Raw genomic sequence first — 26389 nt, forward strand, 5'->3', positions numbered from 1 at the left:
CACTTCTATCCGGCATTTGCGACCTGCACTTTCTGTACTTACTCGATTCAGTTGGTCAGCTCACGAACAGCGGAAATGCCTTTGGATGAACCGGAGCCGGAAGCGCCGACTCGCCTGTGAGAAACACGTCGACGGCACGTGCGGCCGACCGTCCCTCGGCAATCGCCCAAACGACCAGCGACGCCCCGCGATGCGCGTCGCCGCAGACGAATACGCCGGGTGTCCGGGTCTGCCACCCGACATCACACTCGATTCTGCCGAGTGGATCGGTGCCGACATCAAGGTCGGTGAGCAGTGGGGCGGTCTCGACGCCGTCGAAACCCAGAGCGAGCAGGACCATCTCGCACACCAGATCCGTCGTGTCGCCGGTCTCCACCAGGGTCCGTTGTCCGTCCTTCGCTCGTGACACGGCTACCGGAACCATCCGGATTGCGCGGACCGCACCCCCACCGTCGTCGAGAAATTCCTGCGCCGCCCATCGGAATCGTTTGTCACTGCCCTCCTCGTCTGCCGGCGAGCTGCGTAGGACCCGCGGCCACAACGGCCATGGGTCGCGATCTCGATCGCGGCGTGCCGGAGGTGGGACGTGGTAATCCAATTCCGTCACCGAGAGGGCGCCTTGGCGATGCACCGTGCCGAGGCAGTCGGCGGCCGTGTCGCCGCCACCGATGATCACGACGTTCTTACCTCGCGCCGAGATACTCGACGCACCGTCACCCTCGCATTCGCGGTTGGCCGCACGCAGGTACGTCATCGCACGATGGATTCCGCGAAGACTACGACCCGGTACTTCGGTGTCTCTGGCACGATCAGCCCCGACCGCCAGGACTACCGCCTCGAATTCCGTCGAGAGGTCGTGCGCGCTCACGTTCACTCCGACGGCGCAGTCGGTGACGAATCTGGTCCCCTCGGCGGTCAGTTGGTCCAGCCGCCGGTTGATGAGGGCCTTGGGCAACTTGAATTCCGGAATTCCGTAGCGAAGCAGTCCCCCGATCCGATCGCTCCGCTCGAACACCGTGACACTGTGTCCGGCTCGTGTCAGTTGTTGAGCCGCAGCCAGTCCCGCCGGTCCCGACCCGACAACCGCAACACGGTTTCCGCTGTGAACTACCGGTGCCTGCGGCCCCAACCAACCCGACTCCCAGGCGTTGTCGACGATTGCCTGTTCGATGCGCTTGATGGTGACACCCCCCGACGTGTGCTCGCCGTCGAGTGCGAGAACGCACGCCGTTTCGCACGGTGCGGGGCACAGATGTCCGGTGAACTCGGGGAAATTGTTGGTGGAATGCAGATTCTCCGAGGCTTCGGACCACCGTCCACGCCGAACCAGGTCGTTCCATTCCGGAATGAGATTGCCGAGCGGACACCCCACGTCGGCCGAATGGCAGTACGGCACAGCGCAGTCCATGCAACGCGAGGCCTGTGCAGATACGTCTCGATTTCGCACGACGGGATCCAGCGACTCGTATACCGACGCCCAGTCCCCGACACGCACATCGGGCGATCTGGTCGGTGAGCCGGATCGTTTCACGTTGAGGAACCCGCGTGTGTCAGGCATGAGCCGGCACCACCAGTTCGTTCTCTTCCACGACCTTCCGGTAGTCGACAGGCAAAACTTTGGTGAATCTCGGACTCTGGCCAACCCAGTCGTCGAGAAGTTTTGCCGCCACCGGCGAGCCGGTCGCAGCCAAATGCTCGCCGAGAAGTTCGACCAGCTGACTGCAGTCTTCCGCCGAAGGTCGTTCCAGAACGACCATGTCGCCGTTGACCTTCTCTGCCTTCACGTCGAGTACGAAGGCAATTCCGCCGGACATTCCCGCAGCAAGGTTCCTACCAGTTGGACCGATGATGACGACGCGACCCCCGGTCATGTACTCACACGCATGGTCTCCGACGCCTTCCACCACAGCGACCGCGCCCGAGTTGCGCACCGCGAATCGTTCCCCGACACGCCCCCTGGCATAGAGCGCACCGCTCGTAGCGCCGTACAGCAGCGTATTGCCGGCAATCACCTGATCCTCCGCCACGAAGGGCGCGTCCTCACTCGGCCGAAGCGCGATTCGTCCACCGGAGAGCCCCTTCCCCACGTAATCGTTTGCATCGCCGACGACGACCAGCGAGATGCCGGGCGGCAGGAACACACCGAGTGACTGGCCTGCCGTTCCACTGAGCACGACGTCGATGGTGCCTTCAGGTAGCCCGACGGCGCCGTAGCGTCTGGTCACCTCTGCGCCCAGCCTCGTTCCCACCGCCCGATCCGTATTGTGTACTGGCAGTTCGATATGCACGGGTCGAGCGTCCTCGAGTGAGTTCGCGGCGCACTCGATCAGGGTGCGTTCGAGTTCGCTCGAAACAGGTACACACGGCGGGTAGGCCGCGCCGGTCGGCGCGGCCGGAACGTCGAAGAGTGGTGAGAGGTCCAACGTGCGACTCTTCCAATGCGCCACCGCCGGAGACATTTCCAATACGTCTGCGTGGCCCAGAGCGTCGTCGATACTTCGAAACCCCAGTTCTGCCAACAAACGTCGTACGTCGTCGGCGATGAAGCGGAAGAAGTTCTCGACGTACTCCGGCCGGCCGGTGAATCGCTCGCGCAGTTCGGGATTCTGCGTTGCTACTCCGACGGGGCAGGTGTCGAGGTGACATACCCGCATCATGACGCAGCCGGCCGCGATGAGTGGCGCCGTGGAAAACCCGTACTCCTGCGCCCCCAGCAACGCGGCGACGACGACGTCCCGCGCCGTGCGCAGACCCCCGTCACACTGGACGACGATCCGATCGCGTAACCCGTTGAGCACCAAGGTCTGCTGAGTTTCGGCCAGCCCGATCTCCCAGGGCGTACCAGCGTGGTGGATGGACGAGAGTGCCGCCGCGCCCGTCCCGCCGTCGTGACCGGAGATCAGCACCACGTCGGCGTGCGCTTTGGCCACACCTGCCGCAACTGTCCCGACTCCGACTGCGCTGACCAACTTCACGTGTATCCGCGCACGATCGTTTGCGCATGTGAGGTCGTAGATCAATTGGGCGAGATCCTCGATCGAATAGATGTCGTGGTGCGGGGGCGGAGAGATGAGGCCGACTCCAGGTGTCGAGTACCGGGTTTCCGCGATCCACGGGTACACCTTGGACCCCGGAAGCTGCCCTCCTTCACCGGGCTTGGCGCCCTGGGCCATCTTGATCTGAATGTCAGTGGCATTGACCAGGTAATCGCTGGTCACCCCGAAGCGACCACTCGCGACCTGCTTGACTGCGCTTCGACGCTTGTTGTCACGCAACCGCTCCGGTGACTCTCCGCCCTCACCGGTGTTCGAACGTCCGCCGAGAGCATTCATCGCAACCGCCATCGTCTCGTGCGCCTCGGCAGAGAGGGAGCCGTAGCTCATCGCACCGGTGTTGAATCGAGCGAGAATCAACTCGACGGGTTCGACCTGACGGAGCGGAATCGGCGGACGAAGCCCACGCCGAAATCGAAACAGCCCCCGAAGTGTTCCGCCCTGCGCACTCAGTCGATCGACTTCATCGCTGTAGCGACGAAATATCTCACTTCGCCCCGTCCGGGTCGCATGCTGAAGGAAGAACACGGACTCGGGTGTGAACACATGCAATTCACCACCGCGGCGATACCGGAACTCTCCACTGCTGCTCAACTGACGATGCTGCACCGTACTATACGTGGCCGCGTGACGCATCAGAACCTCTCGCGCGACTTCGGTGATACCGATCCCGCCGATCCGGCTCCGTGTGTTGCAGAAGTATTCGTCGACCAATTCGCGGCCCAAGCCCACTGCCTCGAATACCTGTGCGCCCGTGTAGGAGTGAACCGTAGCGATTCCCATCTTCGACATCACTTTGAGCACACCGGAATTTGCCGCTCTCAGATAGTTGTCCGATGCCATTTTCGAATCTATCCCGGGAAGCTCGTCTTGCTCGCTGAGTGCTTCTACCGATTCAAGAGCAAGATAGGGGTGGACAGCCGCCGCACCGTAGCCGATCAGCAGCGCGATGTGATGAACTTCGCGCGCGTCACCCGACTCGACGACGAGGGAAACCTTGGTTCGCAGGCCATGCCGAACCAGATCGTGGTGCACGGCAGATACTGCGAGCAATGACGGAATGGGAGCCTGCTCAGGGCCCGATCCACGGTCGGAGATCACCAGAATCTCGATTCCGGCTGCGGCGGCCGTTCGGGCGGACTCACGAAGCCTCTCGACGCCTTCGCCGAGACTGCCTCTCGGATCGAAACCTCCCCGTAGGACAGCGCTTCTCGGAGTTCTTGCGCCGCATAGTTCGGCGACCTTCGCCATCTTCCCCGGTCCGATCACCGGTTTATCGAGAACAATCCTTCGGCACGACAGCGCCGACGCTTCGAACAAGTTCTGCTCAGCGCCGAGGGTGACACCAAGCGTAGTGACGACTTCCTCGCGAATCGCGTCCAAAGGCGGGTTCGTCACCTGAGCAAAGAGCTGGACGAAGTAGTCGTACAACAGCTTCGGCCGATCCGAGAGAACGGCGAGAGGTGTGTCGACTCCCATCGATCCCAACGGCTCCGATCCTGTGCGAGCCATTGGAAGGAGAACTTCCTGCAAGTCCTCTGCCTGGTATCCGAAGAGCAGCTGCCTGTGCAACAGCGGAGCCGGATCGCCTCGGGCAGGCGCCGACTCGGGGATTTCCTCGAGATCGACCAATCCCCCCTCGACCCATTCCCGGTAGGGGGCTGTGCTCGCGAGTTCGGATTTGATCTCCGCATCGGAAACGATGCCACGGCGAGCGGTGTCGACGAGGAACATTCGACCCGGTTCGAGGCGCCCCTTCTCCAACACCTCGGACGTCGGAGCGTCGAACACACCGCTCTCACTCGCCAACACGATACGGCCGTTCCTCATCCGCCACCATCGCCCGGGGCGAAGACCGTTACGATCCAACACCGCCCCGACAACAGTGCCGTCGCTGAACGTCACGGACGCCGGACCGTCCCATGGTTCCATCAGGCAAGCGTGAAATTGGTAGAAGGCCCTCATCTCGTCTGGCATCGAAGAATCGTTCTCCCAAGCACCGGGAATCATCATCGCGATGGCGTGCTGCACACTGCGGCCCCCGAGCGTCAGAAACTCGAGCACTTCGTCGAACGACGAAGAGTCGGATCCACCCGGGGTACAGATCGGAAACATGCGATCGATGTCCCCACCCAAAAGTGCGCTCCGCAACATCGGCTCGCGAGCGCGCATCCAATTCCTGTTTCCCACAATCGTATTGATCTCGCCGTTGTGAGCGATGCAGCGATACGGCTGAGCAAGTGACCACGACGGAAAAGTGTTCGTGGAGTACCGACTGTGCACGACCGCCAAGGCAGTTCGCATTCGGGCGTCGCATAGGTCGGTGAAGTAACCGGGTAACTGCGTCGGCGTGAGCATGCCCTTGTACACGATGGTTCGGGCGGACAACGAGGGGAAATACACCGCATCATCGGCCGAATGAATTCGCTCGACTTGTCTCCTGAGCGCGAACACTCGTCGGTCCAAGGCAATTCCGCCCACACTGCGATCTCTTGGCTCGGCGCACGTCACAAAACATTGACTGATGTACGGAGCGCACTGCGCGGCAACGGTTCCGACGCAGTCACGGTCGACTGGGACCTCCCGCCACCCGATAATCCGCAGTCCTTCTGCCGCTGCGTACCGGTGTATCCGAACTACCGCGCGCCCACGTGCTTCCTGATCCACCGGGAGAAAGCAGTTTCCGGCTGCGTAGGTGTTCTCACCCATCGCGTTGGGTGGTGGAAGCTCGAACGCGGTCACCGCGTCGAAGAATTCCGTCGGCAGCTGAAGAAGGATGCCCGCGCCGTCACCACTGTTGCACTCGCGCCCGACCGCGCCACGGTGGGTGAGATTGGCCAGGACCGCGAGCGCCTCGTCGACAATGGAATGCAGGTGACGTCCAGAGGTGTCTGCTACTACGGCTACACCACATGAATCGGTTTCCTGATCGGGGTCGTACAGGCCTCGAGGATCAGGTATTCGAGAAAACGGCACTCGGCGACCTCCACACGGTCATGCAGCCGACGTTCGTTAGTTTATCAGCACATAACCGCAGGTCGCGAGAGAAAAGTGTGGCCCCCTGACGACGAGCGTCAGGGGGCCACAGTTCCGAACATCGTTTTCGATCAGCTACGCAAAGGTCGGTTGTACTGATCGCGCACACTGCCGGTCAACATCATGATTCCGTCGATGAGCGGCCAGATGCCACCGATTCCACACGTCAACCAAGTGACCGCGATCTGTGCGACAGCCATGCCGGGCTGGTTGAGGTAAAAACGTCCTGCTCCGAAACCGCCGAGCAGAATGCCCAGCAATCCGGCGGTCGTCTTCGACTTGTCCGAATATGGTTCGCCGGTCATCGGGTCACGTCCGTAGGGTGCGGACGGATCGACAAGGCCGAAACCAGGCTGAGGATAACCCTGACCTTGCGGGTACCCCTGAGGCTGACCGTAACCGGGCTGCGAATATCCAGGCTGGGGGTAGCCCTGCTGCTGACCGTAATTCTGGCTTCCCTGCGGCGGAGCGGCGGGGTAGCCCTGCGGCGGAGCCGCGTAGGGATTCGGAGTTTGATCTGCCGGCGCACCGTAGACGGGACCGTCCGTCGGGGTTTGGGTCGGCCTCGAGTAGTCCGGCGCCGGATGGTCGGTCGCCGGATAGTTCTGGGCGGCGTAGCTTTCCTGCGACGTGTAAGGCGCCGTGGGCTGACTCGGGGTGGAATCAGAATCGGCAGTGGGGAACGCTGTAGTCGATTCGGTTCCGGTCGGCGGCGGGTAGATGGGGTGGTTTCCCCAGCCCGGGCCGTTCCCGACTCCCGAATACGTGTCCCAGCCTGGACCGGTGCCGGTGGTCTCCGTCGACGGAGTCTTTTCCGTTGGCGCCGAGGTTTCCGTCAACGACGCATCTGCCGTCGCGTCGTAGTCGAACGGCGACCCGAACTGGGGTGGAACCGGCGGCTGCGATCCTGACGAGTCCCCCGACTCGGACGGTTCCGGATTCTTGTTCAAGTTAGGCAACGTACTTTCCTTCGATTCGACGACGGTACGTAATAGCTTTTGTTATCGGGCCACGAGACGGGTTCGGCCTTCGCGTGGCCGGTCCCCCACAGATCTTTCCTCGGTTCGTGCTCCCGGATCATCCTCGTAACGGCCGGCGAACACCGTCCCGCGCATTGCCCGAAAGTATCACGATGCCGTCGACGAACGCCCAGATCCAAATTCCGATGGCAAATGGAATTCCGATGAGGAACGCGGACATGAACAGCGCGAAGAACATGCCGAGCAGTTGGCACAGTCCAATGCCGACGCTCCCGATGTAAAGACGACCGACTCCACAGATTCCGAAGAAGCCCAGCAAGATCTGCAACAGTCCAGCTGTAGCTTTCGACTTGTCGGAATACGGTTCCCCCGTTACCGGGTGCCGACCGTACGGCGCATAGGGATCTCCGAACCCGTACATCGATTGAGCGGGCAGTGGCTGCTGATATCCGTACGGATTGGGCGCGCCGTAGACCGGTCCCTGATCCTCGGGGAATCCCCCTTGCGAATAGGGACCTGTCACGGCTTGTCTTTCTTCGACAGCTTCACCGCGTCCGACGACTCATCCGACGCTGCCGTGGAGGCGCTTGCCTCACTGGAAGCGGATTCAGCAGCATCGGATTCAGAATCTTCAGCGTCGGCGCCTTTCGCGTCGGCCTTCGCCGAATCAGTTTCGGTAACTGGCGCCGCGACTCCTGCTTCGCCGGCAGCTACCGCAGCGACGTAGTCCTTCGACTTCAAATCAGCCGGATCCTCACGACCCTTCTTCGCCAGGAAGAAGTAGGCCAGTGCGGCGAAGAACACGATCCCCGAAGTGAATGTGTTGACTCGAATGCCGGCGATCTCGTATGCGAAATCGTCGCGCATCAGTTCGACGACAAACCGGCCCAGGCAATAACCCGCGACGTACAGAGCAAACAGGCGTCCGTGACCGATCTTGAATCGGCGGTCGACGAGGACCAGCAGGATCACGATCAGGACGTTCCACACAGCTTCGTAGAGGAACGTCGGGTGAACGACCCGAATGACTTCTCCGTTGGAGACACCTGCCAGTTGATCGAGCTGGCCGGAGGAGTTCACACGCTCGAAGATCTCGAGGCCCCATGGGACGGTGGTCTCGCGACCGTACAACTCCTGGTTGAAGTAGTTGCCGATACGACCGATGGCCTGCGCGAGCAGGATTCCGGGCGCAATCGCATCACCGAGCGCGGAAACCGGAATGCCGCGTCGACGGCAGCCGATCCACGCACCGATGCCGCCGAGGAACACAGCTCCCCAGATTCCGAGGCCTCCCTGCCACACCTTGAGTGCATCGAGAGGCTGACCGTTCTCGCCGAAATAGGCGGGCCAGTCGGTCAATACGTGATAGAGCCTGCCACCGATCAGACCGAACGGAACAGCCCAGATCGCGATGTCGAGAACGGTCCCCTTCTCGCCGCCGCGGGCGACCCAACGACGATCTCCCCACACGATCGCGACGATGATGCCGAGGATGATGAAGAGCGCGTAGGCGCGCAGCGCTACCGGTCCGACGTACCAGACGCCTTGGGGCGGGCTGGGGATATAGGCCAGTAGGTCCACAGTTGAGGTCACGACGCCACGGTAGCCGAGCGGACGCCCTCGGCGAGTTCTTCGGTGAGCGAGCGAACCGCTCCCAAGCCGTTCTCGACCGCGGAGACCAGAGCCGAGCCGACAATGACGGCATCGGCGTACGCCGCGATTTCGGCAGCTTGTGCGCCGGACCGAACACCCAATCCGACGCCGACGGGAATGTCGGAATGCGCGCGGATTCGTGCGGTCAGTTCCGGAGCCATCGAAGACACGGCGTCTCGAGCGCCGGTGACACCCATTGTCGAGGCCGCGTAGATGAATCCACTACTCGCGTCGAGTGTCATCGCGAGCCGTTCTTCCGTCGAGGACGGGGCGACAAGGAAGATCCGGTCGAGGTGGTGCTCCTCGGATGCTTCCATCCAGGCGCCTGCTTCTTCCGGAATGAGGTTGGGGGTGATGAGTCCGAGCCCGCCGGCGGAAGCGAGGTCTCGTGCGAACTTGTCGACGCCGTACTGCAGTACCGGGTTCCAGTAGGTCATCACGACGGCCTTGCCGCCGACCGAACTGATCTGCTCGATCACGGTGAAGATGTCGCGAAGGCGAACGCCGTTGGTGAGTGCGGTTTCGGCTGCACGCTGGATGGTCGGACCGTCCATGACCGGATCGGAATACGCGACACCGACTTCGATGATGTCGCAGCCACCGTCGACCATCGCCTTGAACACGTCGATCGATTCGGGAACGGTCGGATAACCGGCAGGCAGGTAACCGACGAGGGCGGCACGCTTGTCAGCCTTGCACGCTGCAAAGGTGGGTGCGAGGCGTGATGGTCGTTCGCTCACTTGTCCGAGCCTTCCGTGTTGTCGTTCTCGTCTGCTGCATCATCCGGAGCGGCTGCCTGACCTGAGGCGCCGTCGAAAAGACCGAACCAGCTTGCGGCGGTGTCCATGTCCTTGTCACCGCGACCGGAGAGATTGACGACGATGATCGCGCCCTCACCGAGTTCTTTGCCCAGTCGGAGTGCGCCGGCGACGGCGTGGGCCGATTCGATGGCCGGGATGATGCCCTCGCGGCGCGAGAGCAGCAGCAGCGCATCCATGGCTTCACTGTCGGTGACGGGTTCGTAGGTCGCGCGCCCGATATCGCTCAGGTAAGCGTGCTCGGGTCCGACGCCCGGGTAGTCCAGACCAGCAGAGATCGAGTGCGATTCGATGGTCTGACCGTCTTGGTCCTGGAGGAGGTAGGAGTAGGCACCCTGGAATGCGCCAGGGGTACCGCCGGCGAACGTTGCTGCATGCCTTCCGGTTTCGACACCGTCGCCGGCTGCTTCGTAGCCAACCAGCCGTACCGACAGATCGTCGATGAACGGGTGGAAGATTCCGATTGCGTTGGAGCCGCCTCCGACGCAGGCTGTGACTGCATCGGGCAGGCGGCCGGTCAATGCCTGAACCTGGACGCGTGTTTCGAGGCCGACCACTCGCTGGAAGTCCCGAACGATGGTGGGGAACGGGTGCGGGCCTGCCGCGGTACCGAAGCAGTAATAGGTGTTGTCCGCGTGGGAAACCCAGTCGCGCAAGGCTTCGTTGATCGCGTCCTTGAGCGTGCGCGAACCGGTCTCGACCGAAACGACCTCCGCGCCGAGAAGTCGCATGCGCGCGACGTTGAGTGCTTGCCGTTCGGTGTCGACAGCACCCATGTAGATGACGCACTCGAGACCGAGCAGTGCACAGGCGGTGGCCGATGCCACACCGTGCTGGCCCGCTCCGGTCTCGGCGATGATGCGGGTCTTGCCCATACGCTTTGCCAGCAGAACCTGACCGAGAACGTTGTTGATCTTGTGAGAACCGGTGTGGTTCAGATCTTCACGCTTGAGAAGGATGCGCGCACCGCCGGCGAACTCGCTCATTCGCGTTGCCTCGAAAATCGGCGACGGACGTCCGGTGTAATCGCGCTGCAAGCGATCGAGTTCGTTCAAGAACGTGTCGTCCGCGCGAGCCTTTTCGTACTCCGCAGTGACTTCCTCGATAACCGCCATGAGAGCTTCCGGCACATGCCGTCCGCCGTAGACGCCGAAATGGCCTCCGGCGTCGGGATCGTGGGAGCGCTCGGTGAGTCCCGCGCTGGCCGGCGGCAGATTGCCGCCCTTGAATATTGCACCGGAGCCTGGTTCCTGAGTACGTGAAGTCACCCCACCAGTCTGCCCCAACGGTGTCGCTGGTCACCGCCCGGGTGCATCAAAGCACGCCGGGCGGGTGAAGCGATTTATCGAGACGGTTTGGGGCAGGACGGGTGCGCACCTGCATTGACCAGATCTGCGACGGCCTTGCGAGGGTCGCCGCTGGTCACGAGGCCTTCACCGACGAGCACTGCGTCGGCGCCCGCCCCGGCGTACGCCAACAGATCGGCAGTTCCGCGAACACCGGACTCGGCAATCTTGATCGTCTCGGTCGGAAGACCGGGAGCGATGCGACCGAAGGTGTTCTTGTCCACCTCGAGAGTCTTGAGATTGCGGGCGTTCACACCGATCACCTTGGCGCCGGCTTCGAGCGCGCGGTTGGCTTCTTCCTCCGTGTGCACCTCGACGAGGGCAGTCATTCCCAGAGATTCGGTGCGATCGATCAACGAGGCGAGCGCCTGCTGCTCGAGTGCCGCGACGATCAGCAAGATGACGTCGGCGCCGTGAGCGCGAGCCTCGTGAATCTGGTACGGCCCCACGATGAAGTCCTTGCGGAGCACCGGAATGGTGACCGCTTTACGGACTGCGTCCAGGTCGGCCAACGAGCCGTGAAAACGGCGCTCTTCGGTGAGAACACTGATGATGCGTGCGCCACCGGCTTGGTACGCCGCGGCAAGCTCAGCGGGATCGGCAATGTCGGCCAACGCACCCTTTGACGGGCTCGCTCGCTTGACCTCGGCGATGACGCCGATGCTCGATTCCAGAAGTGCTGCTGCAGCATCGAGTGCAGGCGGTGCAGCGGCCGCAGCAGCCTTGACTGCAGCGAAGTCGAGTACGGCTTCGCGGGCGGCGACATCAGCGCGCACCCCGTCGAGAATCGAGTCGAGTACGGTCATCGTGGCCCGAATCCTTTCTGGGCAAGAGCCCGATGTGAGATACGTCATCAGGGTGGTCTCAGCCTAGTGGGACGAAATTTTGCTACTCCGTCGGGGTACCCACGCAGGTGAGGGTTCAGTCTTACTCAGTGGGACGACCCCGGTTTCGCGCCGTTGTCTCCCCCAACTCCGTCGTCCCCGTCAGTCGCTGTCGGGTCCTCTCCGGCGTCGAGCGCATCCCACAACATCCGTTGTGTCACAGGCTCGTCCGATGCGGGTTTGTCTCCCTGACCGAGCTTGGCTGCGGCCTCGCGGCGCGCGGCAGGGTTGTCGTATTTCGACGACAACCCGCCTCGCACTGGAGGTTTGCGCATCAGAAGTACCGCCGCGCCGAGCGCCGCCACCGCTCCGACCAACGCAAGCAAGGCAGGCAATACCGAAACAGTCGTCGAGAGATCTTCCGGGTGACCGGACAACTCGGCCAAGTCCACCGCTCGGTCCGCAGAGGCTCCGGACACCAACAACTGCACTGCCGGAACCGCTACCGCGACGGCGACGAGGGCAACCAACAGTCCGACTACCCGAAGTGCCCAACCTCGCACCGCAAACGACGCCGCGATCGCCGCCAGAAGCGCGAGCGCGAGCGGAGTCATCGCCGCCGCCCAGGTGCTGCCGTCGAGATCCGTCGTCCTCTCCAGCGTCTTGCCGTCGCTCGAGGTCAGATGAACCCACGTCATTCGTGAGCTGCCCCACAGAGCTGCTGCCGACAACGCCAGCAGAAGCGTTCTCGGCACGGCGGTGCCACGAGAAACGCTTGTAGGCTCCGCTGCACTCGACTCGTTCTCACTCACTGATCGTCACCTCCGATGGTGCGCAGGGTGTGCGCCGACGCAATCGCGCTCAGCACTGCCATCGCCTTGTTGCGGGCCTCGGTGTCCTCGTAGACCGGATCCGAGTCGGCGACGACGCCGGCGCCCGCCTGGACGTATCCGATCCCGTCCTTGATCAATGCCGTTCGGATCGCGATCGCGGTGTCGGCGTCGCCGGCGAAGTCGAGGTAGCCGACGATGCCGCCGTAGATACCGCGCCTGGTCGGTTCCAGTTCTTCGATCAGCTGCATCGCTCGGACCTTGGGTGCCCCCGAGAGGGTTCCAGCGGGGAAGCATGCGGTGACGGCGTCGAGAGCGTGCTTTCCCTCGGCCAGATGTCCGGTGACCGTCGATACGAGATGCATCACGTGGCTGTACCGCTCGATGTGCCGGTAGTCGTGCACCTTCACCGTGCCCGGGCGACAGACACGACCCAGATCGTTTCGCCCCAGATCGACGAGCATGAGGTGCTCGGAGTTTTCCTTCTCGTCGGCGAGGAGATCTTTCTCGAGCAGGATGTCGTCCTCCTCTGTGGCACCGCGCCATCTGGTTCCAGCGATCGGGTGTGTTGTCGCGACGCCCTCGGCGACGGTTACCAGTGCCTCAGGGCTCGAACCGACGATCGAAAACGCCGTCTCTCCATCACCGTTCGGCACGTTGAGCAGATACATGTACGGGCTGGGGTTCGACGCTCGCAGCATCCGGTACACGTCGATCGGTGCTGCAGTGCAATCGATCTCGAATCGCTGCGAGAGAACTACCTGGAATGCCTCGCCCGCTTCGATGTCGCCGATCAACTTTTCGACATCGACACCGAAGCTCTCGGTGGTGCGCTGACGACGGTAGTTCGGAGTCGCTTTCGAAAATGTCGACACCGTCGATTTCGCCGGCGCCGCGAGAGCACGAGTCATCGCGTCCAACCTGGCGACTGCGTCGTCGTACGCCGTGTCGACGCGCTCGTCCGTGCCGTCCCAGTTGACGGCATTGGCGATAAGGGTGATCGCCCCTTCGTGGTGATCGACTGCGGCGATGTCGGCGGCAAGCAGCATGACCATTTCGGGGATCTGCAGGTCGTCGACCGCGGAGTCACCCAATCTCTCGAGGCGCCGCACCGCGTCGTAGCCGAGGAATCCGACCATTCCGCCGGTCAGCGGGGGCAGGTCGGGCAGCCGCTCCGAACGAAGCAGCTCGAGGGTGGCACCGAGCGCGTCGATCGGGTCGCCGCCGGCCGGAGCGCCGGCCGGAACGTTGCCGTACCAGGCCGCCTCTCCGTCCACGACGGTCAGTGCAGCCGGACTCCCGACGCCGATGAACGACCACCGCGACCACGAACGACCGTTCTCGGCCGACTCGAGCAAGAAGGTGCCGGGACGATTGCCGGCCAACTTCTCGTACGCCGAGAGCGGAGTTTCGGAGTCCGCCAACACTTTCCGAGTGACCGGAACGACCCGGTGCTCAGCTGCGAGAGCTCGGAACTGCTCCCGGGTCGTGGTGGAATCGGACGCGTCACCGACGATCGCGGTGTCGGATGACCGTGCGGACATGGAGGTGGGCTCGCCGTGCATGGCTCCATCATCCCAGGCTCCCCCATGTGGCCGTCGTGCGCGGGTAACCTCGGCCGAATGAAACCAGGCCAACTCGCTCCCGATTTCTCACTGCCCGACCAGGACGGGACTCCGCGCTCGCTGACGAGCCTGCTCGAGAACGGACCCCTGGTCCTCTTCTTCTACCCGGCAGCCTCGACGCCGGTGTGCACCGCCGAGGCGTGCCACTTCCGTGACCTCGGCAGCGAATTCGCCGCGGTGGGCGCTTCGCGAGCGGGCATCAGCACCGATACGGTCGAAGCTCAGTCCACCTTTGCCACCGCACAATCCTTCGACTACCCCCTACTCGCCGACACCGACGGCAAGGTAGCCGAACAGTTCGGCGTCAAGCGCGGACTCCTGGGCAAGTTGGCTCCGGTCAAACGCTCGACCTTCGTGATCGACACCCACCGCACCGTCCTCAAAGTCATCTCGAGTGAACTACGCGCCAACACCCACGGCGACCAGGCGCTCGAGTTCCTTCGCAATCGAAGCTGACCCACCTGGGCGACCTGATTCTCTGCGCGATTTGAAATCTCTAGGCGACCTGAATCGAGCGCTTCGCAAGCCCCATCCAGAATCCGTCGATCACCTGGGTGGGCACCTGTTCCGGATCGGATGACGCACCGAGCGTGACGAACAACGGGGCGAAGTGCTCGATGGTCGGATGCGCGTACGGCATCCCGGGAGCTTGAGCGCGGAAGTCGATCAAGGAATCGACGTCACCGGCAGCGAACCTCTCCCCTGCCCACGCGTCGAATTCCGCCGACCATCCCGGGGCCTGCGCCTCCGGTGACGGATCGCGCAGGAACGGTAGCCCGTGCGTGGTGAATCCGGATCCGACGATCAGTACACCTTGCTCACGGAGTGGCCGTAGGCGCTGTCCGAGATGGAGCAAACGCTCGGGATCGAGGGTGGGCAGCGAAATTTGCAGTACCGGGATGTCTGCGTCCGGGTACATCACCGTGAGCGGCACGTAGGCACCGTGATCCAGGCCTCGATTCGGCTGCTGAACCACGCGTTCGTTGTCCGGCATCAACGCGGCAACCTGGGCGGCGAGTTCCGGAGCGCCGGGAGAGTTGTACTTCGCACGGTAGAACCTCTCGGGAAAACCACCGAAGTCGTAGATGAGCGGGGTGCCCGTGGTCGTCGATCCGATCGTCAGCGGTGCTGATTCCCAGTGCGCCGATACGACGAGGATTGCCGTCGGCCGCGGAAGATCGCCGGCCCACGCCCCCAACTGGTCGACCCACAACGCGCTGTCCACCAGCGGCGGAGCACCGTGGCTGAGATACAGCGCAGGCATGGTTGTGGTGGACATACGGACTCCTCGGGATAGACATTCGTCGTAGGTTGAAGGTTCAACCTAATATAGAACTCAACACTTGCGTCCCGCAACTATTCCCCGCAGGATTCTTCTGGACATGCGTCTGAGACGCTGTACACAAGCACGCTCCGTGCACGAAGAATGCTCGACCCGAAGGAGAAGTCACCGATGAGTGAACCGACCGCGCAGCCCGACGCGCAGTCTCAGACGAAGTGGCTCACAGCCGAGCAGCAAGAAGCATGGCTGACACTGATCGCTCTCGTGACACGGTTGCCTGCCGCACTCGACACTCAACTACAACGCGATTCGGCACTCACACACTTCGAATACTTCGTACTCGCGGCACTCTCGGACGCCCCCGACCACAAGCTCCAGTTGTCGGTACTGGCCCAGCGCGCGAACGCGTCCCTGTCCCGCCTCTCGCACGTGATCACGAAGATGGAGAAGGCCGGCTGGGTGAAACGGGAAGTCATTCGTGGCAGCCGCGGCTCCAACGCAGTGCTCACCGACGAGGGAATGGCAAAGGTGGTCGCGGCCGCACCGCCGCACGTCGCCTCAGTTCAAGGTCTCCTCTTCGAGGGCCTCGACGATCGCCAGGTCGCCCAGCTTTCGTCGTTGGGTACAGCAATGCTCACCCAACTGGACAAGGGAATCGCCGCCGGACTCGGCAAGGCCTGACCACATCCCCGAGACGAGCGACTGATGATCAAGACGGCAGCTTCGCGAGGTCGAGAGCAGCCAAGTGACTGAACAGCATGCTCGCTCCGATCGGGTTTCCACCGCCGGGGTACGTAGTCCCGCTGGCCGCTGCCATCGTGTTCCCCGCCGCGTACAACCCGGCAATCGCCGTACCGTCGGCTTTGAGCACCCTCCCGGTCGCGTCGGTCCGTAGACCACCTTTGGTCCCGAGGTCGGAGATGCCGAAAGCGGCAGCGTGAAACGGCCCTTGATCGATCGGTACGAGCGGCGAAGCCCCCTCGGAGAAGGCGCGGTCGTACGCAGTGTCTCCTCGACCGAAGTCCGTGTCGACGCCAGTCGCCGCAAACGCGTTGAATCGCTTCACGGTCTCCACCAGTTCCGCTGCGGGAACATCGATCTGGGCAGCGAGGTCTTCGAGTGTCTGTGCACTCTTCCACAACCCCGCAGCCACATACTGCTCCGTCTGGGCCATGGGTACGTTGGGTGCCTTCACCGGCGGCACTGCGCCTTCTCTGTTGTCGTAGATCATCCAGTACGGCGTGGTTACTTTCCCTGCCCGCATGTGTTCGATGACGGCGCGACCCAAGCGGTCGTACGGCGCTGATTCGTTGACGAATCGACGACCGTCGTCGTCCACGAAGATTCCGCCGGTGAACCACAGCGCAAACGCGGAGCGCCCATCTGGATGGGTGAGTCCCGGCGACCACCAGGCCTCGCCCATCAGGTCGGTGTCGACACCCGCGGCGACCGCCGCCTGGTGCGCCTTCCCGAGGTTGCCGGGGCAGCCCATCGTGTCGAGAGCGGATCCGGGGACACCGAATTCGGCACGCATGGTCTCGTTCTGCTCGAATCCACCGGCGGCGAGGATCACTCCTCTGCGTGCCTGAATGGTTCGACGCCGACCATCTCGGTCGACGACGGCTCCGACCACCACTCCGTCCTCGACAACCAGTTCCTCGAGAGTGGTCTTCAGGTGCATGGTGGCGTTCGGGAGTTCCGCAAGAGCCAACAGGAATCGACCGATCAACGACTGGCCGCCGACGAGGTACTTCGGCAACTCCTCCCCCAGCCGTTCCGTCGCCAGCGGCGGACGAAGCGAATCACGAAGCGCACCCAGCTTGTTCGCGTTCATCGGCTTGGGAACAATGTGCCGTCCGCTCGCTCGAGCCTTGGGCTCCTCACCGAAGTAGTCGGGCCACGGCAGTATCTGGAACTCGAAGTTCGAGTCCTCTTCGAGGTAGTCGATCAACCCGGCGCCACCTCGAACGTAGGCTTCCTGAACGTCGGCGGGCGTACGATCACCCACCACTGATCGGTAGTACTCCAGCGCATCCTCGATGGTGTCGACGTCCCCGCCCCGACGAAGAACGGCGTTGCACGGGAACCACATTCCGCCGCCGCCCGAGTACGCCGTTGTTCCGCCGTACTTGTCGGTTGCTTCGATCGCAATGACGTCGAGGCCTTCGCGGGCTGCCGTGTACGCGCCGGTGAGTCCACCACCTGATCCCACAGCGAGTACGTCGCACGTCTCGTCCCACTTCGTCATCGTCAGCCTCTCTGATTCTGGGCACAGTTTCCGAACATGTTCTAGAAATCGTTCTAACACATGAACTTAGCGATCGCGGGGGTTCGAAATTCTGTCCCACCGAGCGGGAGCGAGACATGACGCCGAGCGGGAGCGAGACATGACGCCGAGCGGGAGCGAGAACGAGCAGCGATAGCGCACACTTTGCTCGCACGGGTCTGATCCCGTAGTGTCTGGACACATGTCTGGTAAGACCAAGTTCGAGTCCACTCGCCGCAGACTGACCCAGCAGCAAGCCGAAACCGTCGATCGATTGACCGCGGCAGCGATCACGGTCCTGCGCGACAAAGGGTTTGCCGATCTGACCGTGCGGATGGTGGCAGCAGAAGCCGGTGTCGCCGCGGCTACGGCATACACCTATTTCTCGTCCAAGAGTCACCTTGTGGCAGAACTGTTCTGGCGTCGCCTCGACGCGGTACCCCACGAGCCCTCCCCGGAGGCGGAACGGGAAGCGCAGGTCTGTTCGGTCCTGCGCAGCGTCGCACTGCTCGTCTCCGACGAACCGGAGCTGGCGGCGGCAGTGACCACGGCGATGATGGGCAACGATCCCGACGTCGAACACCTTCGGGGACGTATCGGCAAGAACATCCGCGAGCGGCTCATCGAGGCGCTGGGGCCGTCATACGATCCCGACGTACTCGAAGCACTCGAAATCTCCTGGTCCGGAGCGCTTGTCCGAGCCGGCATGGGTTACGAGTCCTATTCGCAGATCGCAGACCGGCTCGAAGTCACTGCCAGGCTGATCATGGCGGGCCGCGACAACCTTCACTAGACGGGGGTCATGGCACTCACCAGCCATGTGCCGTCGACTCGATCGAGTGTCACCTCGACTCGGCTCGACGTCGACGCTGGTGCCGGCCGCGCGATACTCGTCGTGATCTGATCGACGAACAGGAGCAATTCCGCTCGGTCTGCAGCAGCGGAGAGCACTCCCACGTCGAATACTCGCGCCTTCGTGCTGATTCCTTGCTCCTTCGACTGGGGTGCAACGGTTTTCGATCCGAATTCAGCGAAGCGGTCCTGAAATGTTCCACTTGCGCCCTCGGCAGCATGTGCAAGATCCTCGTCCACCGTGTCGCTGTTGTAGCTCAAGAGATTCTCGACGAGCATCGGCGCCACACCGATCACCTCGACACGTGCGGTTTCAGCGGCTGCCGAACGGTGGTGACTCCAGAGCAGAGTCCCGCCGACTCCCACCAAGATCAGCGCTGCAAACGCCAAGACCGCGCGCTTCACGGGACGAACTCCACACTCGACATCAGTACCCGACCGTCGACCTCTTCGACACCGACGCGCAGACGGTAGGTTCGCGCCGAAGACTCTCCCGCTGAATTAGCGACCTGAGCCGATGCCGCGATCAGTACCACCCCCGAGGTTCCGGATTCCGATGCCAGGGCTGCGGTGTCGACACGACCGTCGGAATCGACGGCGAAATCACGGATCGATGCGACGAACGCAGATTCACCGGACTTCAGTTCGTCTGCAAAAGTCCCCGTAGTCAGCGACTTCAGCGCCGCGAGATCCTCGTCGAGCGTGGCAGAGTGAACGTCGATCAGAGCAAGGGTTCCTGCGACAGCACCGTCGACGAAGTCTTGACGCTGGGTCTCGCGCGCCCGGTCGGATTGAACTGCCAGAGCACCGAAGACCACAACGACGCTCAGAGCCGCGAGTGCGATCCATGCCAAGGCAGTGAGAACACCGCGTTTCCCTAGGACCGGCTCGAGCACCTCGCCTCTCAACGATTCGTCGGCGTCAGCAACTGTTGCCACGGCTCACCCTCCCCCGAATCGGAAGCAGCAGGAGCTAATTCCGTGTGTTGATAGTCGACACCGTCAGGCCCGGTGTACAACTCGCCGGGAGCATTGGTCCCCGACGGCACGTACGCTTCGGGGCTCCGACAGATCTCCGGGCTCGGTGCTCGTTTGCCCGGTACCTCCATACAGGGAATGTTCCGGGATCCACGAACTGCGAAGACCGAGTTCTGCGGAACTTTGCAGTACAGATCAGCCGGGGTGTCCGGCACACTCATCTGGGTCGGGTCCCGTCGCTGATCGGCCGGAAGGTAACCGGTCGAGCACGCCGCGGGGTCCTGCGCTTGAAGGTGGAAGTTGACGTTCGCGGCGCCGTCCACCTGCCCGCGTTGGACAACGGTTTCCTGTGCCGCGACCAGTGGCGGCAAGATGACGAGCACCTGCTCCAACCCGGCGTTGTACGTCAAAGCCACCTGAGCGGTGCTGGTGAAATTGGCAAGCAGCACAGGCAAAGTGGGCTTGAGGCCTTGAAACAGCAGGTCGGCTTCAGTCGCGAAGCCCGGTCCGGTCTCGAGGATATTGCGCACGGACCCGTCGGCGACCGCCAACTGTCCACTGAGTTGAGCGACACTGGACGCCCACTGGCGAATCTGATCGCCCGTCACCACCTGTGTCTGCAGGAGCGGATCCAACTGCTGTACGAGCGTCGTAGCCGGCGTTGTGGCAGCAGACATCTGATCGACGAACGAAGTGGTCGAATCCAGCAGACGAGCCAGATCCTCTCCCCTGCCTCCGAAAGCTGCCGCGGACTCGTCGATCACCGATCGCAACTTGTCCTGCGGTACGGATGCGAGCATCGCCTGCGCCTGATCGAGGACCGGTCCGATCTCGGTCGGGATCGTGACAGCGTCGGGGCCGATCACGTCTCCGTCGGCCAGAAAGGGTCCGTCCGCGGTTCTCGGTTGCATGTCGACGTATTGCTCGCCGATGGCCGACACACTTCGCACCGCTACTGCGAGCCCGCTGGAGGGAACGGGAACCGCACTCTCCAAAGATAATTCGGCGCGTACCACTCCCGGAGACAGACGCACCGATCTGACCTGACCGATGGTGTCGCCGCGATAGGTCACGTTCGCGTTCCGATACAGGCCACCGGCGTCGGGCAGTTCGACTGTCACCGAATAGCGCCCGATTCCGAGCATGGTCGGAACTCTCAGGTACGAGATAGCCGCTGCGCTCATGCCTATCACCGCCAGGATCGCGAAGATCGTCAATTGCCTTCGCACCAACTTCGTGAGAATCATCGTCCACCTCCCTGGGCGGGCTGCGCTGTGCCAAGTGGGCCGGGCTGCCCTGTGCCGAGTGGGGCGGTCAAGGGATCGACCAGTACTCCGTTCTCCACGGGGGTTTGCGGCGCCCCGAACGGCGTACCGAAGCCGAGACCTGACTGGAGGCGATTACTCGTGAGGTCGATCAGCGCCCACAGATTGGTGTAATCGCCGCGCATTCCGTCGTCGATGGTCGTCTGGGGGAAGGGGAAGGTACTCAGGTTGCCCAAATTGTTGATCAGGTCCGGTCCTGTTTCGACCACCTTCTGCAGCGTCGATTCCAAGGCGCTCAAATTGGCTTTCAAATCGTCGCGGGTCCGGTCGACCAGATCGGTCCCGACGTCCCCGAACCTGCCGACCGCATCGAGGGCGGTGGTCAGGTCGACGCGTTGGGCGCTCAGTTCCGCCAAGGCCGGATCAAGGGTCTCCAACGCCTCACCGAGAACGTCTCGCTGAGCCGTGATCTCGCCGGCGAACACGTCGAGATTCTCCATGGTCGTGACTATCGCCTCGCGTTGACGGTCGAGTGTCTCGGTCACGGTGTCCATCTGGCTCAGCAGGTCGCGCGCCGCATCGGTCCGTCCGCCGAGAGCAGTGTTCAGTTCCGTGGTGATGCTGTGAATCTGGGCCAGCCCACCGCCGTTGAGCACCAAGGACAGTGCCGTCAACGCTTCCTCGGTGGTGGGATAGACACTGGCCGATGCAAGGGGAATCACGGATCCCTCCGACAACCGCCCTTCCGGCGCCACCTCGGTGGGCGGCGCGAGCGCGACGTGTTTGGATCCGAGCAGACTGGTTTGGCCGATCTTGGCAGTCGCGTTGGCGGGCAGCGACACCGAACCGTCGAGCGCAACCGTCACCCGTGCGTGCCAGTTGTCGGTCTCGATCGCACTGATACTTCCGACTGTCACATCGTTGACCATGACCGGAGAGTTGGGACTGATCGACGTGACGTCCGGCATCTCGATCACGACCGAGAAACTTCCCTCACCGCGGCCGGCCGCGCCCGGCAGCGACACCGAATTCAGCCCGCTCCATTGACAACCCGTCAGAACGAGCACGGCGCTCGCCGCCACACACACTGTTCCCCACCGACGGCCAGTCATCGTGATCCTGTCGACGGCATGAGCAAGCCGGTCAGATCAGACGCCACCGGTACCGTCGGAAAACTCAAGGCGCCAGTCGGTTCCAGATCAGGCTCGCTGTACACCAGTTGGTCCGGAAGAGCGCCGAGCGCCCGGGTCGGATTGATGCTCAGGTCCGGGTAGTTCGCCTTGATCGTGTTGAGCAACGGGCCGAGGTATTCGATGCACAAATCCGCGCCCTTCTTCGAGGTGTCATTGGCCAGGCCGGCGATTCCGCCGCAGATCAAGTCGATCGGGTTGCCGACGTTCTGGAATGCGGGCACACCCACCATCGCTCCTTGGGCCGGCCGATAGACGTTGTAGTAGTTCGACAACGCTGTCGGAGCCAGATGCAGTACCTTCTCGAGGCCTGCGCGTTTGTCGACCAATACCTGGGACACGTCGGCCAACTTCGCGATCTGCTCCGTCAAGCCGGTTCGGTTCTGTTCGACAAACCGCTGTACGTCGACGACGGCGGCGTCCAGATCGGCGAGAGCCGGAGCCAATTGCGTCCGGCTCTCGGCGAGCACACTCGAGACATTTGCCAGCCGTCCTTGGAACTGAACGATCTGTTCGTCGCTTGCGGCGAGTGCGGTCGTGAAGGTCTGCAGGCCGCGGATGGTGCCGAACAGATCGGCTCCGCCTTCGTCGAGTGTGCTCATAGCCTCCGAGAGTTCGGTCACCGAGCGCCCCAGCGCTTCCCCGTTGCCGGCCAGTGCGGATCCGGCACCGTCGAGGAAGTTGGCGGCGGGACCACGATCGTCCCCGTCGGGACCCAAAGCATCGGCAGCCCGGCCCAGCTGTTCCTTGATCTGGTCCCACTCGACCGGGACCGCCGTTCGGTCGAGCCCGATCTCCGCACCGTCATTCAGTGCGTCGGCGCCGTCCGTCACCGCCGGCGTCAACTGCACGAAGCGGGCCGAGACCAGTGACTGGGCAACGATCACCGCTTTCGCGTCCTCGGCGACGGGAACCTCGCGCGCCAATTTCAGTTCGACGCGCATTCGATCTCCCTGTGGGGCGATCTCGGTGACGCGGCCGACGTCGACCCCCACGACACGAACGTCGTCACCGACATACAGGCCGGTCGTCGAGGTGAAGTAGGCGGTCACGTTGTAGTAGCGCAGATGTTGCACCGCAAGGTATCCCGACGCGACGACGATCGCCGCGCCGACGACGCTTCCACCGACGACGGCGATTCGACGCCAGTTCACCGGTTTGCGAACACGTAAGGCACCCATCATCGAACCTCCGGAATCGGTAGCGGCGCAGGTGGTAGCCCGAACATCGCGTTGATCAACGGTTGGGTGTATTGCGCCGGTACCAGGTTCTGGACGTAGGCGTAATAGAAGGGACCGCTGGCCACGGTGTCGCCGAGCGTGCCCACGTACGTACCGAGACCGTCGATTCCCTGAGAAAGGTTGTCCTTGTTGTTCTGCAGAATGCCGACAACCGTGTCGAGTTTGCCGAGGACCGGTTGCAATTGCGCCTCGTTGTCGTGGACGAGTCCGCTCAGCTGGGTCGACAACGCCGAGATGTTCGTGATCACTTCCCCCAGCGCCGCCTGTCGCCGATCCAGTTCTCCCAACAAGGCGTTGCCGTCGACGAGTAGCGCGTTGACCTGTGGTCCACGCTCGGCCAGCGTCCCGGCGACGTCGTTTGCATCGGACAGCAAGGTGCGCAACATGTCGTCGCGTCTATTGACGCTGTCGGAGATCCGTGCGACACCGTCCAGCGCCGGCCTCAGGTTCGGCGCACTGTCGGACATCACCTGCCCCACTGCGTCGAGTGATTCGGAGAGTTGGTCGAGATCGATGTCCTCGACCGTCGTGGTGAGGTCACCGAGCACGTCGGGCAGCGAGTACGCCGATCTTGTTCGCTCGACCGGGATCTCGCCGCCGACCGCGATCCTTCCCGTACCGTCCAGATCGAGCGATACCGCTCGCTTGCCGAGCAACGACATCGTGGTGACGGCTGCCGACGTGCTTTCTCCCAAACCGATCGAGCCTTCCAGTGTGAAATCCACGCGCGCGAGTCCGTGCTCGACCTCGATCCGATCCACCGTTCCGATCTTCACTCCGGCGGCGTTGACTTCGTCTCCCGGCGCGAGACCGCTGGCGTCGGCGAACACCGCGCTGTACCCGACACCCGATTTCAGGAACTGCAGATTCTGATACTGGAGCGATGCCAATACGACGGCGGCCGTGACGACCAATCCCACGACCCCCACGCGTACGGCCTGGCTCTGTGCCATCTCTCTCATCGTGGTGCGCACCTTCCGGTCGTCTGATCCACCAGGTCGACAGTGAGCGGCGTACCGTCGGCACCGTCGACCTTCAATGCGATTCCGCACAGATAGAAGTTGAAGAACGACCCGTACGAGCCGACTCGGATCAGCTGCTTGTAGTTCGAGGGCATGGACGCGAGAATCCGATCGAGCTCACTTTGTTGCTCGATCAGCGGATTCAGGCTTGCGTCCAGCTTCGACAGGTTTCCCGCGATGTCCGGGCGAACTCCGGCGAGGAGATCGGCGAAGGTGCCTGATGCGGTGTTCACACTCTCGACGGCAGTCCCGATCATCTCCCTGTCCGCCGCGAGCCCGCTGACCAGCTGTTGTAGGTGATCGAGAGTGTCACTGAACTGACCACCGCGGCTGCGCAATTCACTGAGCACACCGTCGAGGTTGCCGATCACTCGACCGATCAGTTGGTCGCGGTCTGCGAGAGTGTTCGTGATCGATCCGGTGTGCGCCAGCACCGATGCCACAGTTCCGGACTGGCCTTGAAACACCTCGAGCAAGGACATCGACAACGCGTTGACCTGCTCCGGGTCCAGGGCTTGAAACAGCGGCTTGAAACCACCGAGTAGCGCATCGAGGTCGAGTGCCGGCGCGGTGCGATCGACGGGAATGCTCTCGCCCTGTGGCTGCGGTTCCGCGATCCCCGGATCGTCGAGCAGTTCGAGGTATCGATTACCCACCAGATCCTGATATCGAACAGCGGCTCTGGTCGATACAGTCACGGTGTCACCCGTATCCACACTGAAACTCACGTGGGCACGGTGATTCCCACCGAATTCGACGGAGCCGACAGAACCGACCGGCACACCCGCGATGCGCACCTTGTCGCCGGCTCTGAGCCCGGAGGCGTTGACGAACTCCGCCGAGTACGACCTCGCGTCGCCACCTCGCATCTGGCCGAACACGAGGATCAGCCCGGCGTTGACGAGGATCATCACCAGAACAAAAATTCCGAACTTGACGGTGTACCCACGAACTTTCATCGGATCTCCGTCCCGAACAGGTAGCTCATCAGATCCTGGACCGTGTTCATCGGTTGCCCACCATTCGGCTGACGCTCGGGCGCAAACGGATTCACCCCGGTATCGGTCACCAGGTACGGAGCATTGACGTTCGGGTCGCGCAGTGGAAGACCCATACACTGCGGGCCACCTGTTGCCGCGACCTTCGGAAGGTCGTCGGGATATCGGTACGGTTCGGTTCCGGCGATCAGACCGATCGACATCTTGATTCCTGGTTGTCCGTTGTAGGCGCCGTCGCCGATCTTCTTGCTCTCCTGCAGTCCGTGGAACATGCAGGGAATCACCGGGGAGTATTCATCGAGCAGTGCGGTGGTCGGCCGCAGTAACGACAGAACGGTGTCGATACCGTCGGCGTTGGCTCCCAGTACATCTTCTCCGGTGCGGGCGACCCCGATCACGTTGAGCAAGAGGAGATCAAGATTCTGCTGCTCGTCGAGAACAGTGGTTCCCGTCGTCGTGAGCGAGTCGAGGGTGTCCATCAAGTCGAGAACAGCGTCGCGGTAGGTCTGTGTGACGGCTGGTAAATCAGTCAACACATGATCGAGAGCCTCACGTGCAGTGTTGAATTCGAGCAACGAGGAATCTGCTTGTTCGAGTGCGACCCCGAGCCGTTCGCCGCGTCCTTGCAGAGCAGTCGAGAGGGCACCCAATGTCGAATCGAGTTTGCCCGGGTCCACCGTCCGGAGCACGGTGGTGAGTTTCTCGAATACCGTGTTCAGCTCGACAGTCACCCGGGATGCGTCGATCGTCGCCCCAGCGGCAAGTCGCGCGCTGCTCGGCTGCTCCGGCGAGGACAGGCTGACGAACTTCGCGCCGAAGGCCGTGTTCGACGTGATCGCCACATCCACGTTTGACGGAATCGATTCGAGCGCTTCGGGATCGATCGACAACGACAGTTGTGCGGTGGCGTCGTCAGTCGGCGTGATGGACTCCACCGAGCCCACGGTCACCCCGGCCATCTTCACCCGTGCGCCCGGATCCATCACGAGCCCCGCGCGCTCCGCGATCACCGTGATCGGGACGCGAGCGACAAACACCTGGTTGAAAGACGCGACCGACAAAGCGATGACCCCGACGATCGCCGCAGCCAAGCCCAGAGCAGCCAACTTGTAGCCGTATCTGTGCACGCAG

23 protein-coding genes are annotated in these 26389 nt (G+C 62.7%); 3 read left to right on the forward strand and 20 right to left on the reverse strand.

The features are described from left to right. Positions 1-55 precede the first annotated feature (55 nt). The 10 genes from AC1Q61_RS22850 to AC1Q61_RS22895 all read right to left on the reverse strand — a co-directional run bounded on the left by AC1Q61_RS22850 (position 56) and on the right by AC1Q61_RS22895 (position 14105). Positions 56-1558: a glutamate synthase subunit beta gene (locus AC1Q61_RS22850; RefSeq protein ID WP_492651087.1), complete on the reverse strand. Its 1503-nt coding sequence runs from the start codon at positions 1556-1558 to the stop codon at positions 56-58. Next, positions 1551-6029, reverse strand: a complete 4479-nt coding sequence (gene gltB / locus AC1Q61_RS22855; RefSeq protein ID WP_492651086.1) for a glutamate synthase large subunit — start codon at positions 6027-6029, stop codon at positions 1551-1553. Before gltB ends, AC1Q61_RS22850 begins: the two co-directional genes overlap by 8 nt. A gap of 131 nt (positions 6030-6160) precedes the next feature. Next, a complete protein-coding gene (locus tag AC1Q61_RS22860; protein WP_029538193.1) occupies positions 6161-7039 on the reverse strand; it encodes a TM2 domain-containing protein in 879 nt (292 codons plus the stop codon). Between the two features lie 127 nt (positions 7040-7166). Continuing rightward, complete coding sequence (locus AC1Q61_RS22865; protein WP_020907925.1) at positions 7167-7592, reverse strand: TM2 domain-containing protein; 426 nt, start codon at positions 7590-7592, stop codon at positions 7167-7169. Then, on the reverse strand, positions 7589-8662 hold the full coding sequence (gene lgt, locus AC1Q61_RS22870) for a prolipoprotein diacylglyceryl transferase (RefSeq protein ID WP_019748656.1): 1074 nt from the start codon (positions 8660-8662) through the stop codon (positions 7589-7591). The genes AC1Q61_RS22865 and lgt overlap by 4 nt, the downstream gene beginning before the upstream one ends. Then, on the reverse strand, positions 8659-9462 hold the full coding sequence (gene trpA, locus AC1Q61_RS22875; RefSeq protein WP_003944010.1) for a tryptophan synthase subunit alpha: 804 nt from the start codon (positions 9460-9462) through the stop codon (positions 8659-8661). Before trpA ends, lgt begins: the two co-directional genes overlap by 4 nt. After that, complete coding sequence (trpB, locus tag AC1Q61_RS22880; protein ID WP_058037527.1) at positions 9459-10808, reverse strand: tryptophan synthase subunit beta; 1350 nt, start codon at positions 10806-10808, stop codon at positions 9459-9461. Before trpB ends, trpA begins: the two co-directional genes overlap by 4 nt. Before the next feature lie 74 nt (positions 10809-10882). Next, on the reverse strand, positions 10883-11692 hold the full coding sequence (trpC, locus tag AC1Q61_RS22885; protein ID WP_003944016.1) for an indole-3-glycerol phosphate synthase TrpC: 810 nt from the start codon (positions 11690-11692) through the stop codon (positions 10883-10885). 125 nt (positions 11693-11817) lie between these two features. Continuing rightward, positions 11818-12522, reverse strand: a complete 705-nt coding sequence (locus AC1Q61_RS22890; RefSeq protein WP_042923033.1) for a TIGR02234 family membrane protein — start codon at positions 12520-12522, stop codon at positions 11818-11820. Further along, the gene (locus AC1Q61_RS22895) at positions 12519-14105 is read right to left on the reverse strand and encodes an anthranilate synthase component I (RefSeq protein ID WP_007728697.1); all 1587 of its coding nucleotides are present in this window, start codon (positions 14103-14105) and stop codon (positions 12519-12521) included. Before AC1Q61_RS22895 ends, AC1Q61_RS22890 begins: the two co-directional genes overlap by 4 nt. A 57-nt stretch (positions 14106-14162) precedes the next feature. Between AC1Q61_RS22895 and AC1Q61_RS22900 the strand changes: the two genes are divergently transcribed. Continuing rightward, positions 14163-14621 carry a peroxiredoxin gene (locus AC1Q61_RS22900; protein WP_042923036.1) on the forward strand — a complete coding sequence of 153 codons (459 nt, stop codon included), beginning with the start codon at positions 14163-14165 and terminating at the stop codon, positions 14619-14621. Between the two features lie 40 nt (positions 14622-14661). Here AC1Q61_RS22900 and AC1Q61_RS22905 read toward each other — a convergent pair whose 3' ends face one another. Beyond that, positions 14662-15444 carry a dioxygenase family protein gene (locus AC1Q61_RS22905; protein WP_003944012.1) on the reverse strand — a complete coding sequence of 261 codons (783 nt, stop codon included), beginning with the start codon at positions 15442-15444 and terminating at the stop codon, positions 14662-14664. 174 nt (positions 15445-15618) lie between these two features. On the opposite strand from AC1Q61_RS22905, the gene AC1Q61_RS22910 reads away from it, so the two are divergent. Then, the gene (locus AC1Q61_RS22910; protein ID WP_030536759.1) at positions 15619-16128 is read left to right on the forward strand and encodes a MarR family winged helix-turn-helix transcriptional regulator; all 510 of its coding nucleotides are present in this window, start codon (positions 15619-15621) and stop codon (positions 16126-16128) included. 28 nt (positions 16129-16156) lie between these two features. On the opposite strand, the gene AC1Q61_RS22915 is transcribed toward AC1Q61_RS22910, so the two are convergent. Further along, positions 16157-17695 carry an FAD-binding protein gene (locus AC1Q61_RS22915; RefSeq protein WP_058226999.1) on the reverse strand — a complete coding sequence of 513 codons (1539 nt, stop codon included), beginning with the start codon at positions 17693-17695 and terminating at the stop codon, positions 16157-16159. Positions 17696-17915: 220 nt separating this feature from the next. Between AC1Q61_RS22915 and AC1Q61_RS22920 the strand changes: the two genes are divergently transcribed. Further along, positions 17916-18506: a TetR/AcrR family transcriptional regulator gene (locus AC1Q61_RS22920; RefSeq protein ID WP_003943994.1), complete on the forward strand. Its 591-nt coding sequence runs from the start codon at positions 17916-17918 to the stop codon at positions 18504-18506. Here AC1Q61_RS22920 and AC1Q61_RS22925 read toward each other — a convergent pair. From AC1Q61_RS22925 to AC1Q61_RS22960, 8 genes are read right to left on the reverse strand one after another with little or no spacing between them, the layout of a single operon-like run. After that, positions 18503-18970 (reverse strand): hypothetical protein, encoded by a 468-nt coding sequence (locus tag AC1Q61_RS22925; RefSeq protein WP_042923038.1) that lies wholly within the window; start codon positions 18968-18970, stop codon positions 18503-18505. The two genes, AC1Q61_RS22920 and AC1Q61_RS22925, sit on opposite strands and share 4 nt — an antisense overlap. Next, positions 18967-19503, reverse strand: a complete 537-nt coding sequence (locus tag AC1Q61_RS22930; protein WP_308251869.1) for an Rv1363c family protein — start codon at positions 19501-19503, stop codon at positions 18967-18969. Before AC1Q61_RS22930 ends, AC1Q61_RS22925 begins: the two co-directional genes overlap by 4 nt. Then, positions 19470-20789, reverse strand: coding sequence for an MCE family protein (locus tag AC1Q61_RS22935; RefSeq protein WP_042923040.1), 1320 nt, complete (start codon positions 20787-20789; stop codon positions 19470-19472). Before AC1Q61_RS22935 ends, AC1Q61_RS22930 begins: the two co-directional genes overlap by 34 nt. Further along, a complete protein-coding gene (locus AC1Q61_RS22940) occupies positions 20786-21919 on the reverse strand; it encodes an MCE family protein (protein WP_492651085.1) in 1134 nt (377 codons plus the stop codon). The genes AC1Q61_RS22935 and AC1Q61_RS22940 overlap by 4 nt, the downstream gene beginning before the upstream one ends. Beyond that, on the reverse strand, positions 21916-23178 hold the full coding sequence (locus AC1Q61_RS22945; RefSeq protein ID WP_151530881.1) for an MCE family protein: 1263 nt from the start codon (positions 23176-23178) through the stop codon (positions 21916-21918). The genes AC1Q61_RS22940 and AC1Q61_RS22945 overlap by 4 nt, the downstream gene beginning before the upstream one ends. Further along, complete coding sequence (locus AC1Q61_RS22950; RefSeq protein WP_037134411.1) at positions 23178-24200, reverse strand: MCE family protein; 1023 nt, start codon at positions 24198-24200, stop codon at positions 23178-23180. Before AC1Q61_RS22950 ends, AC1Q61_RS22945 begins: the two co-directional genes overlap by 1 nt. Then, complete coding sequence (locus tag AC1Q61_RS22955; RefSeq protein WP_020907939.1) at positions 24197-25219, reverse strand: MCE family protein; 1023 nt, start codon at positions 25217-25219, stop codon at positions 24197-24199. The genes AC1Q61_RS22950 and AC1Q61_RS22955 overlap by 4 nt, the downstream gene beginning before the upstream one ends. Next, positions 25216-26385 (reverse strand): MCE family protein, encoded by a 1170-nt coding sequence (locus tag AC1Q61_RS22960; protein ID WP_492651084.1) that lies wholly within the window; start codon positions 26383-26385, stop codon positions 25216-25218. The genes AC1Q61_RS22955 and AC1Q61_RS22960 overlap by 4 nt, the downstream gene beginning before the upstream one ends. Positions 26386-26389: the final 4 nt, after the last annotated feature.

The sequence above is a fragment of the Rhodococcus sp. MPR-R1B genome (assembly GCF_058793255.1).

Excerpts from the sequence above, each read along its gene's own strand:
- AC1Q61_RS22905 (WP_003944012.1), bottom strand. The coding sequence starts at position 15,444 with ATGTCCACCACAACCATGCCTGCGCTGTATCTCAGCCACGGTGCTCCG.
- AC1Q61_RS22920 (WP_003943994.1), top strand. The coding sequence starts at position 17,916 with ATGTCTGGTAAGACCAAGTTCGAGTCCACTCGCCGCAGACTGACCCAG.
- trpC (WP_003944016.1), bottom strand. The coding sequence starts at position 11,692 with ATGACCGTACTCGACTCGATTCTCGACGGGGTGCGCGCTGATGTCGCC.
- AC1Q61_RS22950 (WP_037134411.1), bottom strand. The coding sequence starts at position 24,200 with ATGAGAGAGATGGCACAGAGCCAGGCCGTACGCGTGGGGGTCGTGGGA.
- AC1Q61_RS22940 (WP_492651085.1), bottom strand. The coding sequence starts at position 21,919 with ATGACTGGCCGTCGGTGGGGAACAGTGTGTGTGGCGGCGAGCGCCGTG.
- AC1Q61_RS22935 (WP_042923040.1), bottom strand. The coding sequence starts at position 20,789 with ATGATTCTCACGAAGTTGGTGCGAAGGCAATTGACGATCTTCGCGATC.
- AC1Q61_RS22895 (WP_007728697.1), bottom strand. The coding sequence starts at position 14,105 with ATGCACGGCGAGCCCACCTCCATGTCCGCACGGTCATCCGACACCGCG.
- AC1Q61_RS22955 (WP_020907939.1), bottom strand. The coding sequence starts at position 25,219 with ATGAAAGTTCGTGGGTACACCGTCAAGTTCGGAATTTTTGTTCTGGTG.
- AC1Q61_RS22850 (WP_492651087.1), bottom strand. The coding sequence starts at position 1,558 with ATGCCTGACACACGCGGGTTCCTCAACGTGAAACGATCCGGCTCACCG.
- AC1Q61_RS22945 (WP_151530881.1), bottom strand. The coding sequence starts at position 23,178 with ATGGGTGCCTTACGTGTTCGCAAACCGGTGAACTGGCGTCGAATCGCC.
- AC1Q61_RS22900 (WP_042923036.1), top strand. The coding sequence starts at position 14,163 with ATGAAACCAGGCCAACTCGCTCCCGATTTCTCACTGCCCGACCAGGAC.
- AC1Q61_RS22910 (WP_030536759.1), top strand. The coding sequence starts at position 15,619 with ATGAGTGAACCGACCGCGCAGCCCGACGCGCAGTCTCAGACGAAGTGG.
- AC1Q61_RS22915 (WP_058226999.1), bottom strand. The coding sequence starts at position 17,695 with ATGACGAAGTGGGACGAGACGTGCGACGTACTCGCTGTGGGATCAGGT.